The organism is Acinetobacter vivianii, assembly GCF_014635885.1.
GTDB lineage: Bacteria > Pseudomonadota > Gammaproteobacteria > Pseudomonadales > Moraxellaceae > Acinetobacter > Acinetobacter vivianii.
In genome coordinates this window covers 277434-293428 of sequence record NZ_BMDR01000004.1, presented here as the reverse complement: position 1 = coordinate 293428, position 15995 = coordinate 277434, and the positions used below count along the sequence as shown (strand labels likewise).

General features: G+C 39.8%; 12 protein-coding genes and 1 tRNA gene. 2 read left to right on the top strand and 11 right to left on the bottom strand.

Annotation, left to right across the window (positions count from 1 at the left end):
* The first annotated feature begins 10 nt into the window (after nt 1–10).
* Together argG and IEV36_RS10315 are read left to right on the top strand one after the other, a co-directional pair.
* Complete coding sequence (gene argG, locus IEV36_RS10320) at nt 11–1354, top strand: argininosuccinate synthase (RefSeq protein ID WP_004770443.1); 1344 nt, start codon at nt 11–13, stop codon at nt 1352–1354.
* A 192-nt stretch (nt 1355–1546) separates the two neighbouring features.
* The gene (locus tag IEV36_RS10315) at nt 1547–2230 is read left to right on the top strand and encodes a pirin family protein (protein ID WP_005258540.1); all 684 of its coding nucleotides are present in this window, start codon (nt 1547–1549) and stop codon (nt 2228–2230) included.
* Nucleotides 2231–2885: 655 nt separating this feature from the next.
* Here IEV36_RS10315 and IEV36_RS10310 read toward each other — a convergent pair.
* The 11 genes from IEV36_RS10310 to IEV36_RS10260 form a co-directional block, all read right to left on the bottom strand.
* Nucleotides 2886–3503 (bottom strand): thiol:disulfide interchange protein DsbA/DsbL, encoded by a 618-nt coding sequence (locus tag IEV36_RS10310; RefSeq protein ID WP_005258541.1) that lies wholly within the window; start codon nt 3501–3503, stop codon nt 2886–2888.
* Nucleotides 3504–3883: 380 nt separating this feature from the next.
* Nucleotides 3884–4903, bottom strand: a complete 1020-nt coding sequence (locus IEV36_RS10305) for a Csu type fimbrial protein (protein ID WP_005258542.1) — start codon at nt 4901–4903, stop codon at nt 3884–3886.
* Complete coding sequence (locus tag IEV36_RS10300) at nt 4894–7353, bottom strand: fimbria/pilus outer membrane usher protein (RefSeq protein WP_005258543.1); 2460 nt, start codon at nt 7351–7353, stop codon at nt 4894–4896. The genes IEV36_RS10305 and IEV36_RS10300 overlap by 10 nt, the downstream gene beginning before the upstream one ends.
* 9 nt (nt 7354–7362) lie before the next feature.
* Nucleotides 7363–8067 carry a fimbrial biogenesis chaperone gene (locus IEV36_RS10295; protein WP_005258547.1) on the bottom strand — a complete coding sequence of 235 codons (705 nt, stop codon included), beginning with the start codon at nt 8065–8067 and terminating at the stop codon, nt 7363–7365.
* Nucleotides 8068–8136: 69 nt separating this feature from the next.
* Nucleotides 8137–8667 carry a Csu type fimbrial protein gene (locus IEV36_RS10290; RefSeq protein WP_005258548.1) on the bottom strand — a complete coding sequence of 177 codons (531 nt, stop codon included), beginning with the start codon at nt 8665–8667 and terminating at the stop codon, nt 8137–8139.
* 740 nt (nt 8668–9407) lie between these two features.
* Nucleotides 9408–9484 (bottom strand) — tRNA-Val (locus IEV36_RS10285).
* A gap of 35 nt (nt 9485–9519) precedes the next feature.
* A complete protein-coding gene (locus IEV36_RS10280) occupies nt 9520–11508 on the bottom strand; it encodes a transglutaminase TgpA family protein (RefSeq protein WP_005258550.1) in 1989 nt (662 codons plus the stop codon).
* Between the two features lie 2 nt (nt 11509–11510).
* On the bottom strand, nt 11511–12428 hold the full coding sequence (locus IEV36_RS10275; protein WP_005258551.1) for a DUF58 domain-containing protein: 918 nt from the start codon (nt 12426–12428) through the stop codon (nt 11511–11513).
* Nucleotides 12429–12441: 13 nt separating this feature from the next.
* Nucleotides 12442–13401, bottom strand: a complete 960-nt coding sequence (locus IEV36_RS10270; protein WP_005258552.1) for an AAA family ATPase — start codon at nt 13399–13401, stop codon at nt 12442–12444.
* A 78-nt stretch (nt 13402–13479) separates the two neighbouring features.
* A complete protein-coding gene (locus tag IEV36_RS10265) occupies nt 13480–13782 on the bottom strand; it encodes a YbdD/YjiX family protein (protein WP_005258553.1) in 303 nt (100 codons plus the stop codon).
* 2 nt (nt 13783–13784) lie between these two features.
* Entirely contained in the window at nt 13785–15887 is a 2103-nt protein-coding gene (locus IEV36_RS10260; protein ID WP_005258554.1) for a carbon starvation CstA family protein, read from the bottom strand.
* Nucleotides 15888–15995: the final 108 nt, after the last annotated feature.

Here is a 15995-nt window from a genome sequence, read left to right as displayed (position 1 = left end):
AGGACTAGCAATGACTGATAATGCAACGATCTTGCAGAATGTACCAGTAGGTAAAAAAGTTGGGATTGCCTTCTCTGGTGGTTTAGACACTTCAGCAGCTTTATTATGGATGAAACAGAAAGGCGCAGAGCCTTATGCATATACCGCAAATCTGGGTCAACCTGATGAAGATGACTATGATGCTATTCCAAAGAAAGCTGAACAGTACGGCGCAGTCAAAGCTCGATTAATCGATTGTCGTTTACAACTTGCGCTTGAAGGTATTGCAGCGATTCAGTGTGGTGCATTCCATATCAGCACGGGTGGTGTTCCTTATTTCAATACCACACCTTTAGGTCGTGCAGTGACAGGTACCATGCTTGTTACCGCAATGAAAGAAGATGACGTCAACATCTGGGGTGACGGCTCAACTTATAAAGGTAACGATATTGAGCGTTTCTATCGTTATGGTTTATTGACCAACCCTGCTCTCAAAATCTATAAGCCTTGGTTAGACCAACAGTTTATTGATGAGTTAGGCGGTCGTGCCGAAATGTCGCAATTCTTAATCGACAACGGTTTTGACTATAAAATGTCGAAAGAAAAGGCATATTCAACTGACTCAAATATGTTGGGTGCGACGCACGAAGCAAAAGATTTAGAATACTTGAATGCTGGTATTAAAATCGTAGATCCGATCATGGGTGTTGCATTCTGGAAAGAAGAAGTTGAAATTCAACCAGAAGAAGTGAGCATTACTTTTGAAGAAGGTATGCCAGTTGCATTAAATGGTCAACGTATCGAAGATCCAGTTGAATTCATTTTAGAAGCAAACCGTATTGGTGGTCGTCATGGTTTAGGTATGTCTGACCAGATCGAAAACCGTATCATCGAAGCGAAATCTCGCGGTATTTATGAAGCACCGGGTATGGCTTTGTTACATATCGCTTATGAGCGTTTAGTTACGGGTATTCATAACGAAGACACGATTGAACAATACCGTATCAACGGTTTACGTTTAGGTCGTTTACTTTACCAAGGTCGCTGGTTCGATTCACAAGCGCTCATGCTTCGTGAAACTTCACAGCGTTGGGTTGCTAAGGCAATTACAGGTACTGTGACACTCGAATTACGTCGTGGTAATGATTACACCATCATGAACACTGAATCTCCTAACCTCACTTATGAAGCAGAGCGTTTAACGATGGAGAAAGGTGATTCGATGTTTACCCCGATGGATCGTATCGGTCAGTTAACTATGCGTAACCTTGATATCACAGATACCCGTGCAAAATTGGGTATCTACACAGAAACTGGTCTACTTTCTGTTGGTCAAGGCTCTGCGATTCCACAGTTGGAAAACAAATCAAAATAAGCGTTTGATACACTGGTATCAAATTCTGAAAAGGCTGAATATTTGATTCAGCCTTTTTTGTGGACATCAAAAAATACACGCTTTCAATCATTCCATTTATAGAACAACACGTCGCATTAAAAGACTATTTATTCCTATTATGAATCGATAATATAAGCATCAAGCAGAACATAATAATTTGGGAGATGAAAGATGAATGCTTATCTACATCGCAGTGAAAATCGTGGTCATGTCAAAGCTGGCTGGTTAGACACCTATCATAGCTTTTCATTTGGTAGCTGGTATAACCCGAAATACATGGGTGTCAGTGCCCTTCGCGTAATTAACGACGATACGGTTGCTGCACATAATGGTTTTGGTACTCACCCCCATGACAACATGGAAATTCTGACCTGTGTACTGGATGGTACCATTTCCCATAAAGACAGTATGGGCAATGAAGGCCAGATCAATGCCGGTGAATGGCAATTGATGAGCGCTGGAACTGGGGTCACCCACAGTGAAATGAACAAGCACGATAAAGCGGTGCATCTATTACAGATCTGGATTCAACCGAATGTACAAGATGCTGAACCAACCTATCAGCAAATTCAGCTCAATCCAAAAGACCATCCAAACCAATGGCACTTGATTGCAGGTGATGAATCTGCGCCAATGTCGATTCGTCAAAATGCTGAAGTAAAAACCGCAGTGATTGAAAAGGATCAACATCTAGAGATTACGGCACAGAAAAAAGTGAACTATGTGCACGTGATTTCAGGTGAAGTGATGATTGCAGATCATTTAGTAAAAGCTGGCGATGCCTTGCTATTTGATGAAACAGCAACCATTACCGCACTACAAGACAGTCAGATGATTTGGTTTGATCTACCTTAAGCCCCAGTTTAACTCGTACTCCTCCCTCGGGGGTACGAGCTTTTTAATCACTACTTCCTCCACTGTCACAACTACCCGAATCTGAGCTACTACTATCGCTTATACTACAGTGATCTGTATGTCTGGAATCATTAGGTTGAGATGAATCATTGATATAAGGTGTTGGCGAATATGAATGGCTCGAGTCAGAAGAAGCTTGCCTAGCATGCGTTTTCTTTACCAAGAAAATGAATAAAATCAAGCCAATGACAATAAATACAATAATAAATAGCAGCATTAGAAATCTTGAGTACCCTGCCAATCTTTAGAAACAACTATATCCCGAGTCTATGCTTTAAAAAAGATAGACATTAAAAAAGCCCGATTAACGGGCTTTTCTACAACCTTGAACATTTTTAAAAACAATCTAAATTGTTTCGTTCGTTGTTAGCTGTGTATTCAGGTCATCATATCTTTTTGCATTTAGGCAAGATTTCTCTTAAATCCCAAATAGTATATGACTTCCTTATTGATTAAATTAGCACCAATCTCGAATGGGGTCAAGCATCCTTCTCATGTTTAAAAAAACTAGAGTCAACAAACCTTGACCACGTTAAATAAAACTTTCTGATTGTTGTCTGCAAATCAAAATAATGTCGTCGAGAAAACGTAAAAGTTATTTCTTTTTGCGTTCTTTATCTACCAGATATTCAACGACCTGAACCACTTTTTCATCACCGCCCTGCACAATATATTTGCCATTTACCACGACCGCTGGCACACCTGTAAGTTGGTATTTACGGGCCAATTGATTAGATTCGGCAATTTTTGCAGTGATTGCAAAAGAATCAAACATGGTATTAAATTTTTTCTCAGGCACACCATATTTTGTAAAGAACTTAGCAAAAGCATCCTTCTGCAAAACTTTTTGGTTGCCTGAAAAATTAGCATGGAATAACGGTAAATGTGTACGCTTACGTACCCCTAAGGCCTCACTCACATAATATGCACGTGCACCTTGTTCCCACATGGGAGTCATTGCTGCTGGCGTACGAAGAAAATAGATGTCATTTGGAATTTTCTTTAACCACGTTTGCATATGTGGTTCTAATTTAAAACAATAGGTACACCCATACCAAAAGAATTCACGTACCTCGATTTTATCGGGCACGGACGTTTTTTCTGGATTTTGTACAACCGTATAATCTTTACCTGCAACAAAATCAGCAGCCATCGTATGTGTAGAAAAGACTGCAAAAATTACAGCTACACTCTTTAAAATAAAATTTTTCATTAATTTCGCTATCCTCACAGCGCTTTTTAGTGCGCTTGAGTCTTTATAAAAAAACACAATTCCAAGACGTTATCGTAGAATCTGTTCACATCCTTATAACAGGAGAATCAAGCTACGACATTAATATTTTACAGGGGAAATAGTTCACAACAGGCAAGATTTATAATTTTTTCATTAAAATCAAAAATTAAACTACAAAAACACAACAGCTTCATAGGTTCTATTATTAATTTCGCCTATCCCTATCGACTCTTTTGTCTATGCACCCAAGCTTGTTTTTAATTTATAAAAAAAAAGCCCTGAACCTATAAAAATTCAGAGTCATTTTCTGAAATGTATAAAATATATTCATATATTATATTAAAGCTATTCTAGATCACTTAATACGTGACAGTAACAACCACGCTATCTGAGTAGTTTCCTGGAGTACTTGAAATAGTTGTGCCTTGCGGAATTTTTCCATAAACGGGTGTACTTTGAGTGCTACCTGTACCAGTTTTAGAAACTCCTCCTGATCCTCCAACATTGGTTACACCTCCTGTAGCATCCCATATCGTATTATAGTTAGAGTCTTTATAGAGCTGATAAGGAATAAATTCATTATTACCGTTCGTCATGCGCCTGAATCCTCCAGTTATACGGTTATTACCATCTCCTAAATAAATACTGTACGGTGTTCCAAAATTACAAGTCGTATTCACAGCTCCTTGAGTTGTGTAGTCTCTTTTTGTGGTACGAATATCGCTAATATTGCCAAAATCAACATTTGAAGTTGAGTTTAATTGGCACATACTTGGGACCACAAAGTTAGCTGTGAGTAGTGTATCACCTGAATCCCAGCCACCAATCAAGTCACCACACATTAGGCCCAAAGCATCCATATCCCAATATAACCGAACCGTAGCAGTATATGTCCCTGGCGGATATGCGATAAGCGATCCTGTTCGGGCAGGTACTTTCACATTCACTGAGTAATTAATAATATTGTTGGAAGCGACAGTTCTAACTGGGCCATACCAGACATTAGATGTTTGATTTGTTGTAGTAGAACCTGCTCCCCCTACTGTTCCTGCTACGGTATAAGGGAGTGAAACATTATTATGGCTATTCGTTGTTCCTGTAAAAACGGTTTTCATACACATATAAGCAGAAACCTGAGGAATTCCTAAGGTTGTGCAAGTAATGGTTCCTGAAAGGTTTACAGTTGCATCACTATTAATATTTGCAGCGGTATAAGTAAAAGTATTATTGGTGGTTCCACTTACAGTACAAGCAGCATGTGCTGGGCTAAAAAATGCGTAAACAAGATAAAATAAGAAAATACCAATTAAATATTTAAAAAAAATGGAGAATTCCTTGTAGTTCTCTATTTGAGTCTTATCAAAAATACTTATCGACATACATAAGGTCCCAATTTCTTAGTTGAGTACTGATTACTGTTGTAAGTGAAGTCAACTTGGCACGAACCGTGATCCAGAAGATCAACTTCAAGTTTGTTTTGTTGTAATAAGTTTTGAATAAATACTTCACCGTCATAACCTACCATACCCTCTTGCTGCCCATTGATTCGAACCGTATAACCTGGCAATAAAGGTGAGTTGTTTTGATCAATAAGTTTCACCAAACCGGAAATAACTTGATGAGCGCCAAAGTCAACTAAGGTTCCTTGACGATAGCCGACCACTGTTTTTTGTTCTGTCGCTTTAACATTCCAATTCAAAGGAAGATAGGATGGATCTAAATAAATATGGTTTTCTTGATAAGGCATTAGGCTAGGAATCAGAAATCTTCCAGCATTATCAGTAAAACCTAAATTAACCCCACCATTTAATATCTGGCTTCGCGGTCCAGCATTGGTTACAACTGCGTAACCCTCTCCAATTTCGTTGGCTGCAAAGATGCGTCCCGCTGCCGCAACCAGTGAACCTGTCGCTGAAAGTGCCACCTGATCGTTATCTCCAAATCGGTTATAGCGTCCTGTCAGGTAGGCTGCACGGGCTCGGTAAGAAGCATAGACCGAAGCGTTATTTTCTTTCGCATCCTGATCTCGTTCAACATAGCCGCCCCATCCAAATGAACCGATTTTCGGTTCTGATAATCCAAATATTTCTTGGCGGTAACTCAACCTGCCACTATCACTTGACACACTTGTAATCGCATTGAGTTTGCTAGACGGTGTATATCGCAGTGCAAAGTAAATGCCATAGTCTTTATTATTTTCATAATCCTTGTAAGCGGAGGTATAAAATCCCCAATTCTTGTTAATACTCCCGCTTATGTTAGCAGACAGTAATTTGTAGGAGTTTTCGCTATATTTGATCTGGTTATACCCCAGATAAGCCCCATATCCTGCATAAAAATTATAGTTAATTCCTGCCCTGAAAATTTCATCCGCTAATGCGCTATAGCTTAGATAGTTTTGTGTCTCGGCATTGATGTTGTTATCTTTTAAATATCTGACTTGAGAGACACGGGCTAGGTCAAAATAGTTATCAAATACTTTGCGGTAACTGGTATTAAATGAAATATTCTTACTGATACGCCCTTCTAAACCCAACAAGGCAGAATAGCCGTTTTCATCTTTATACTGGCTCGCTGCAATATCTGCATTGATTACCCCGACGCCAAAAACATTTTTGGCAAATCCTGTACCGAAATTCGATAGTCCATCTGTTGAAGCTTCCGTCCCACCGCTTAAAGTAAGTGAGTTACTGAAGCCATATCGAATGGCACCAGAAGCAAAAGTGACATCATCATAATCGTTTGAGTACAGCCCATAGTTATAACGTGGAATTCCCACGTCTACTGAAAACTCATTAATGCCTTTTGCCAAAATCTTGGAGGAAAAATAATAAGGCTTTTTGGTAATACTCTGTTGTCCAGTTGCATCAGTTGTCACCAGCGTGACTTCATTTCCTGAAATAAAAGGAAGCTGTTTGATATCAAATGGTCCCGATGGAACCAGCCCAGAATAAATCTTTTGCTGATTGACATATAAATCAAGAGTCGAAGGCAAGGCAGCCGAGCTAGAAAATTGTGGGAGTGCCGAGGTGACAATATCACCACGTTGGGTATAGGCACTCGACCATTGGAAACCAGCAAGACGTACACTACTGCCCCAATCGGGACTATTGGAAATAAAATCGCCTAAGGTATATAACCTGATTTTTTCGGGATCAACATATTGCCACTTACTTTCCAATCGCACCCATTTTTCATGGTTATAACTATTCTCATTACTTCCATTATATAAAACACCTGACGAAAAGTTGCCGAGGGCACTGTTAAAAATCCCCTCAGCCGAACCTGAAAAAGTATTTTCATCGTTGATTATGCTGTTATACACGCTATAGTTGAGAATAGCTGCGTTTAAAGGCTTCATCTTTAATAAATGCGGGCTCGTGATCTGCTGGCCACTTAAGTCGACTGCATAGCCCGTTAACATGCTTGGTGGAATATTTAAATTTAGAGCCTGCACTTTCTCCAGATATTTAAACTGGATGCCCTTTAGATCGTTAATACATACCCAATCGCTGTCAGGGTGCTGCCCATTCATTTTCAGCCTTAAAGCTTTTAAGTCACGGGCACGGATATATAACTTGCCATCTTTAGATTGTTTGACAGCAACCAAGTCTTCTGAAGCATTTGCATTAATAGAAATATTTAAAAAAAGCTGAGTAAAGTTAAGATCTTGTTCCTTTCCACTCCTCTTCGCTTGCACATATGTATTGTTGCTATTTATAGCATCAGGGACACGAGGAGTCGTTGTGTTGGTATGATCTTGAAGTTGCTCAGCAACAGAATATGCAGGAAAATATGCAACACATAAGACACCTATAATGTATTTCATATAAGCCTCTTAAAGTGTTGTTTTCTTACCATTAACTGTCAGAGATACACTGTATTTATGATTTGGCTGATATGTAAAATTATTAATCGCGTAACGTCGACTCTGCTGCCCAAGAATATAACCATTCACGGTATTTACTCTAATCGGATAACTTTTTCCTGCTGTCGTATCAACAAGCGTTAAATTATTCAACAACGCATGTCGGTTTCCAATATTACTAATATTTAAAGAAGAATCCTTCTGATTGGAATCAATTTTCCAATTCAGTTTCGTAATCGCATCTTTATCTACTACAAAAACAGGTAATGATGAGCGAAGTAATACATTTATTCCTTGAGCCGCTTTACGGCTATCAACTGGTTTTGGTAACTCATCAATAATAATACGATAAGTTTTTTCACCAGAAATCGCTGTAGGATTAATTCTGACTACACGTAAGTTATAAGAATCATTAGGCTTTAATTTTAAAAATGGCGGGCTTATCGCGATCTCATCTGTAGGAACTAATTGATCTTGTCCATCCTTCTGCGTCCATTCAAACACGCGAATTTGCAAATCCGTACTTTCACTGGACTGATTAAACAAACTAATCGAAGAAGCACTCTGGTTATTCAATAATTCTACATTCACAGGTGAAATTCGAATTGTAGCTGCACTCAAAGCACTCGAAAAAGATAAGAATAAACTCGTAATAATAAAAATGTTTTTTTTCATGACTTGCTCAATTAAATCTTTTAAAGCATTAGCCCTAAAAAAGGGCTAACAGTATTTCTTATATATAAATTAATAAGTTACGGTTATTGTCACTGTATCTAAATAACTTCCAGCACTTGGTAAAGTCGTTCCCGCTGGAATACGGCCATAGACGTTAACTGTTTGAACGTTACCTGTTCCTGTTCCACTGTATGCAGTTGTTGCAATACCAATTGCTGTTGCACGTCCTGTGTCCGAGAAAAGGTTATAAGGAATATATTCTGTCGTGGTTGCACCACCAATCATACGACGTTGAGTAGATAAAACATTCTGACCACCATCAAATGACAAAGTCCAAGGTACGGTGTTGTTACAAAGTACTCTGATTGGAGTTCCACCTGTGGTTGTAGTATCTGCGTCTACATTACTTGCAAGTGAACTTAATGTCCCAAAGTCTAAGACCGCATTCGAAGTCGTACCTGTGGCAGAGGTATTTAGAACACAGCTATTTGTTACTGTCGCTCTCACAGTCAATGTACCAGTTGCTGTAGCGGCATTTGCTGTATTAAGCGAAAATAATCCTATAGCAATTGCTGATAAATAATAAAAAGTCTTTTTCATGGCTTAAACCTTTTTACATTAAATTGTTGGAATTAATAGATGTAAAAAAATCAACCCTTAAACATTACAATCACTTTTAATTTGACTGCTCTTTTAGAGCTTATATTTTTACACTATTTTTTTCATACTACATAAATAGCTTATATTAAAGCACCACTTTTCATTTAAAATTTCCATACCTCCATCATTTTCACTCAAACTAACAAATTACTCACAACAAAAAAACAATAAATTTAACCTGTTGATTTAAATAGTTTTATAAATATAAAAACAACATAAATCTCACAAACAATATTGAATAATTTTTCTTTAAATTTCAATAAAATAAATTTAAGCCACGTACATTTAGCTGTCTTCAACTATTTTAGAAAAATAATTTTTTTATTATAAGCTATTGATGATAAGTTAAATATTTCTCAAATAAAAATGACATATTTAATTTATTATTACTTTAGCCATAATAAGTTAAATAATTAAATATTTATCTTACTTTTTAAAATAATTATTTACATATTAAAAAATTAAGTAACACCAGAATGATTAGATATGCTAAAAAGACTCTTATAAAGATATTTATAAAGTTAAGTTATCACGAGTTTTTAAATTCTAAACTTGCTTATTTTTCGCTCTTATCCACATTAGAGCGTGAATTAGTTCCCCCAAAATACCCCCAAAACGCCCCCAAACAAAAAACCGCCAATTAAGGCGGTTTTTTAAGTTGCTGATTTATCAGCTAATCTTGGTAGGTATATCCAGACTCGAACTGGAGACCTCTACGATGTCAACGTAGCGCTCTAACCAACTGAGCTATACACCTAGAATGAGAAGCATCATATTCATTTTTTTGACGCTTCACAAGTTTTTTTGCGACTGTTTGATTACAATCGCACAGTCTTTAAGCAACTGCTTAAACTCTTGGGTATTTACCTTATCCTTTTGCTCTAAAAATACGATTTTTTGATATAACACAGTCACTTGTTTAAATGAATCTTTCTCCTCAACCAACATAGAAAGTCGCTGCATCCAGCTTTGAAAGGTTTCAGCTGAATATTTATGCAAATGCTTGGGCAATTGTTTTTCAAATTGAATAATCATGCGTTGATACTGATCTTGTTGCCCTCTTTGTCTCCACCAGTACCATCCTGCATAGATGATTAAAATACCGCCAACTCCAATAACTAAAACAATCACATAGCCATAACTTGAATCCAAACCTAATCTAGATAGCCAGTTTTTTTGTTTTTCTGCATCATAGCCAACCACTTTGCTCTGCCATTGGTAACTTAAATAATCACTCCAGATGCGTACATTTTTCAAAAATTTAAATTGCTGCAAACGCCAAGCCTGAGTTTGCCCCTCTCCCCATACAGCCTGATCTTGCGCCAGATAATCTTGCATCCCCGTATCAATTCGTTGCGGTGCAATCATTGCAGTTGGATCGATCCTTTGCCATTTTCCATTCAGATAAACCTCGCTCCATGCATGCGCATCCAGCTGGCGTACTTCCCAACTTTGTCCGTCTGGCGCCAACTGTCCACCTTGATAGCCAGTCACCACCCGTGCAGGAATTCCGACATAACGCATTAGCATGACAAAGCTAGATGCATAATGTTCACAAAACCCTTTGCGACTAGAAAACAGGAATTGATCAATCCGATCTCCACTCAAAGTGCCTGGCGTCAACGTATAGGTAAAGCCATTTTTCCTATACCACGACAGCACTGATTGTAAGTATTTTTCAGGCTGTCTCTGGTTCTGCTCAAATAATTGCTGCGCCAGTTGTTGTGCTTTTTTGTCTTTACCCGCATCAAATCGAGTATTCAGTTCAAGTTGACGCGGTGACAGGAAAACAGGCTCTGCTACTGTTCGCCCCAACCAAAGCATCTGTATGGGTTGGTTGCGTTTAATCAATTTAGAAGGACGAATACTATCGTCTTGATACAGCTGTAAATAACGCTCTTGGGGAATCGAATATTCCAGTCCCATGATCCAGTTGGCTTGCTCATCAGCAGGTAAATATTGATAACTCACACGGCGCGATGAGACAGGGATACGCTTTAAGTGCTGATTATAAAAACTACTACTCCATGTGGTTCCGTCATATTCGTCTAAAACCAATGCTCGCCAGTACAATTCTGGTCGACTAGGCAAATCATACATCGGTGCGATGATACGAAAAGCCAAGGCTGACGATTGAGATAATTGAGCAATATCCCCCGGTGACATCCGATCACTGATGCCTGTAGTCGCGTGGTTCTGTTGAATGGGAATCGCCCAAAGCGGTGGTAAACGTGGAAAGAAAATAAACAGCAGAATAAAAAATGGTGTGGCTATCCCGACAAATTTTAGGATTTGCCTCAGATCTTGTTTTAACTGATTGCTGGTCTGATTCTTCTGTTTAAATAAACCAGTTTGAATCCGATACAAGCCCATCAGGCACATCACAAATGCCACAAAGACAATCACGGCCATCCAGAATGCTTGGCTATATAACAGCAAACTTGCACTGACAAATAAGGCAAAGTTAAAGACAATCAGCAGATCACGAGTGCTTTTAGATTCAAGACTTTTGGCAAATAAACAGGTTGTTAGAAATGCAACCCCAGCCTCGACACCCAGTAAACTTTGATACTGAATATAAATCAGCCCAATCGATAATAAGGTAAATGCCACTAAAAGCAGTTTAGGTAATGCTGTGATTTTTTGCTTGTGATAGCGCCATACCAAAGTCAACCAAACGATGCCCCACAATCCACTTAATGAAGCAGGAATAAAACTGACTTGACCCATCAGGATCAATCCTAAAGCAGCTAAAATACAAAAATAGATGGCTTTGGTCATGTTTAAGCCTGCGCAAGTAAAAGTCTGGCTTTCATCAATTGGATTTGGCCTTGCCCACTTTCCAGTCTGGCATGCGGCAAAATCACAGCATAGTCATCCCCTAATTGTTCACACTGTTCAATCAGCCCCATCATGAAACTTAATTTTTCCTCATGGCCTAATGCGGGTATTTGCTGATAGTCAATTTCTACATGTTGATGATTGGCCTGCGCTTCAAACATTTTGATCAAGAAACCCTGCCCACGTGCAACCTGCTTCCATGCCACGTTCTGATAAGAGTCTCCATGCTGGAAAGTTCTCAGTTCTTTAAACTCATCCAGACTATCCTGCGCCGAAGTCGGCTGACTTTTATGTTCTTTCTGCCAATCGTAGGCTTTCGGTGCAATCCAGACTTTTTGTTTTGGATATAAATAGGTCCATGCGCGGACTAATCCCAAAGGATAGGTCGCATAAATTTTCAATGCATCCAGTTCATATCTGCCACGTTGTTCAGGTAGAACAGCAAGTTCTAGGCTTTGCTGAGTTTGGTCCAGATACAGAAAATGTTCTTGTCCTTGCCAATCTAAACGCAAATATCGAACCGTCTGGACAGATTGTTTGAATAAAACTTTTAGGATTAGCGGCTGACTCACTTGCCCAACCTCTGCGGCGACCAGTTCAATCTCTAAGCCATGCAGTTGCTTAAAAGTCAGATAAAAGCTGATACAGAGAATAGCGCTGATTAAAAAGCAAAACCCGAGAATCAGGTTATTTGCATAATTAATCCCTGCAATAAATGTAATGAAAATTAGAACCAGATATAAGAAACCTTGCTTATAAATAAACACCAGCACATCTTTCTGCAATAAGACCTTACTGCCTTCGACCTGAAAGCGCTTCGCAATCCATTGTTGTAGCTGCTGCTTGACTCCTTTGTGCATATACCGATCTCAACTATAAGACATCGACCGATTGTAAAATCTGCCCAACTTCAACGTCACTCAGACTTAAACGATGTGCCGCCACAGCGACAAATACAGTTTGTATATCATCTGTCATTACAAAACTACGCCCCTCAACCAATGCATAGGCTTGTGCCGCAGCCTTTAACGCCAATACCCCTCGTGTTGACAGCCCATGACGTAGCTTCCTTGTTTCAGCAGCCAAGTCCAAAATATAATTGAGTACAGCCTCACTCAGAAAAACCTGTTTTGCCAGCTCACGTAAATGCAAAATATCAGCTTGATTAAAAACAGCATCCAATTGATGGATCAAAACCTGACGTGAACGCTGTTGTAATAACAGTTTTTCCGCTTGTCGAGAAGGATATCCCAACGACAAACGCATCAAGAAACGGTCGAGTTGAGATTCTGGTAATGCATAAGTACCACTTTGAAATAACGGGTTTTGCGTGGCTAAGACCCAGAATGGTTGTGGCAATTCATAATGCACACCATCTACGGTAACAGCCCCTTCCTCCATTGCTTCTAATAAGGCGCTTTGAGTTTTGGGACTACAACGGTTAATTTCATCTGCCAACAAAATCTGGGTAAAAATCGGCCCTTGCTTAAACTCAAATAGATGTTCTTTTTGATTAAAAATATTGATCCCAATCACATCACTCGCCAACATATCGTTAGTGAATTGAATCCGCTGGAAATGCAGCCCTGCCAGACGCGCCAAAGCACTAGCTAAAGTGGTTTTACCTAAGCCGGGTAAATCTTCAAACAACACATGACCACCCGCCAACAAGCAAGTCAGTGCCAATTTGGTTTGTTGTGGTTTGTCTAAAATCAGTTGGTTTACTTCAAATAAGAATTGCTCAATCTGCTGAGCAAAGCTTTGAATATCTTGTTCTAATGCCTGATTCTGTTTTGTTTTCTCTTGAGCCGATGAATTTTCCATGCCCCACATTATTCTATCCCCCAAAATAAAACAGTGTATGTTCAACATACACTGTTTTGGTTTTTTTTCAAAGAAATCAAATAATTTCTAGCAAGGACACTTCTTCATATTGCCACCCGCAGAAGGATAACGCGCATCGATACAATGACGATAAAAAGTCTTTGCATCCATTGGCGTTAAATCTGGATGATGCGCCTTCATATGCTGCACATAGGTTTCATAATCAGGCACACCGACCATCAGACGGAAACTCTGCTGCAAACGTTGCCATAAAACAACAATACGCGACCAATTCTTCGGTGACAAAAGTAAGTGCTTTTGCGACATGATGGTGAATTTAATAATCTTCACAATCACTGCGCTACCTTGCCGAGCAATTTTAAAATCCATCGCTACTCTCCTTTGATGCTATTCGCAGTCATCGGGGTTTCTGAATAAACCGCTGGCGCTTCATTCGCGGTTGGTGTTGGGCTTGCCAAAGCACGGCGTATAATGCCAATTGATGCAATCACCATAACAATCGCAACAATCATAAAGAAACCACATAGGGCCGCATTGATTTGATTCGACATTACAATGGTCTGCATTTCAGCAACAGTTTTGGCTGGTGCTAATACTTCACCACGTGCAATCGCGTCAGAGAAACGATTCGCTTGTGCAAGGAAACCAATCTTCGGATTTTCGTGGAAAATCTTTTGCCAGCCCGCAGTCATTGAGGTAATGAACAAGAAAATCGTTGGGACAATGGTCACCCAAACATATTTCTCTTTCTTCATTTTGAATAAAATGACAGTTCCCAAAATCAATGCCATCGAGGCAAGAATCTGGTTACCGATACCAAAGAGCGGCCACAACGAGTTAATCCCGCCGAGTGGATCAACCACACCTTGATAAACGAAGAAACCCCAACCTGCGACCGCGACAAAGGTCCCGACCATATTTCCAAAGAATGAACTTGATTGCTTGATCGCTGGAACCACGATACCCACTGTATCCTGCACCATGAAACGACATGCACGTGTTCCTGCATCTACAGCAGTCAAAATGAATAAGGCTTCAAACAGAATCGCAAAGTGATACCAGAATGCCATCATGGAGCGGTTATTGAAAATCTCGGAAATGATATGCGCCATACCTATTGCAAATGTAGGTGCGCCACCGGTACGAGACAGAATTGAACTCTCACCCACTTCCTGAGCCAGTAAGGTCAACATTTCTGGACTAACCACAAAGCCAAGATTACGCACCGCTTCCGCAGCGGTCTCTACCGAGGTTCCTAAAACTGCTGCTGGCGCATTAATTGCAAAATAAATACCCGGATCAAGTACCGTTGCACAGATCATTGCCATGATACCGACAAATGATTCCATCAACATACCGCCATAGCCGATCATACGAATATTGACTTCATTATCGACCAGTTTAGGGGTTGTGCCTGACGCAACCAGCGCATGGAAACCTGAAATCGCACCACAAGCAATGGTAATAAATAGAAATGGAAATAAACTACCTGCAAATACAGGCCCTGTACCATCAACAAAATGCGTGACTGCTGGCATTTTCAGGTCAGGCATCGCAAAGATAATCCCGATCGCCAAACCTGCAATCACACCAATTTTCAAGAAAGTTGATAAATAATCACGTGGCGCTAATAACAACCAAACTGGTAATACCGAAGCGATAAAGCCGTAAATAATCAGTGCCCATGTCAATTGCGTTCCACTGAGGGTAAATAATTGTCCCCAATATGGATCTTTCGCCACATCACCACCGTAGATAATTGCCGCCATCATCAGCACAAAGCCAATAATCGATACCTCAGCAATTTTCCCCGGGCGGAGATAACGCATGTAGATGCCCATGAATAAAGCAATTGGAATCGTCGCTGCAATACTGAACACGCCCCACGGGCTATGTGCCAAGGCTTTAACTACCACCAGTGCCAGTACTGCAAGGATAATGATCATCACGCCAAGCGTACCTAGCATCACAATCACACCAGCAAAAGTACCCAGTTCCTGTTTTGCCATCTCACCTAAAGAGCGGCCATCGCGTCGTGTGGAGATAAATAAAACCAGAAAATCTTGTACCGCACCGGCAATCACCACACCGACCAAGAGCCAGATGGTACCGGGTAAATAACCCATTTGTGCTGCAAGAATTGGTCCGACTAAAGGCCCTGCTCCAGCAATCGCAGCAAAGTGATGACCGAATAAAACGAATTTATTGGTCGGTACATAATCCAGACCATCGGCAAGGCGATGCGCTGGGGTTAACCGTCTAGGATTTAATTCAAAAACTTTGTTTGCAATAAATAAACTGTAGAACCGATATGCAATGCTATATACACAGACCGCAGCAAGAACCAACCAGACTGCATTGACATGCTCACCACGACTAACCGCCAATATCCCAAATGAAATTGCCCCAACAATGGCAACCAAACTCCATAGGAGTTTTGAGGAAAGTGTTGACTTCGCTTGTGTTGTCTCCATTCAAAACCTCTCAAATACATAACGCGTGGTTATTTAGCTTTCCCTTTCTATATTTTCTGTAGAAGAAATATCTTTGTAAGTTTACCTTCTAACAACAATTATTTATCT

Coding starts and splice junctions, on each gene's coding strand:
- argG (WP_004770443.1), top strand. CDS start 11: ATGACTGATAATGCAACGATCTTGCAGAATGTACCAGTAGGTAAAAAA.
- IEV36_RS10315 (WP_005258540.1), top strand. CDS start 1,547: ATGAATGCTTATCTACATCGCAGTGAAAATCGTGGTCATGTCAAAGCT.
- IEV36_RS10310 (WP_005258541.1), bottom strand. CDS start 3,503: ATGAAAAATTTTATTTTAAAGAGTGTAGCTGTAATTTTTGCAGTCTTT.
- IEV36_RS10305 (WP_005258542.1), bottom strand. CDS start 4,903: ATGTCGATAAGTATTTTTGATAAGACTCAAATAGAGAACTACAAGGAA.
- IEV36_RS10300 (WP_005258543.1), bottom strand. CDS start 7,353: ATGAAATACATTATAGGTGTCTTATGTGTTGCATATTTTCCTGCATAT.
- IEV36_RS10295 (WP_005258547.1), bottom strand. CDS start 8,067: ATGAAAAAAAACATTTTTATTATTACGAGTTTATTCTTATCTTTTTCG.
- IEV36_RS10290 (WP_005258548.1), bottom strand. CDS start 8,667: ATGAAAAAGACTTTTTATTATTTATCAGCAATTGCTATAGGATTATTT.
- IEV36_RS10280 (WP_005258550.1), bottom strand. CDS start 11,508: ATGACCAAAGCCATCTATTTTTGTATTTTAGCTGCTTTAGGATTGATC.
- IEV36_RS10275 (WP_005258551.1), bottom strand. CDS start 12,428: ATGCACAAAGGAGTCAAGCAGCAGCTACAACAATGGATTGCGAAGCGC.
- IEV36_RS10270 (WP_005258552.1), bottom strand. CDS start 13,401: ATGTGGGGCATGGAAAATTCATCGGCTCAAGAGAAAACAAAACAGAAT.
- IEV36_RS10265 (WP_005258553.1), bottom strand. CDS start 13,782: ATGGATTTTAAAATTGCTCGGCAAGGTAGCGCAGTGATTGTGAAGATT.
- IEV36_RS10260 (WP_005258554.1), bottom strand. CDS start 15,887: ATGGAGACAACACAAGCGAAGTCAACACTTTCCTCAAAACTCCTATGG.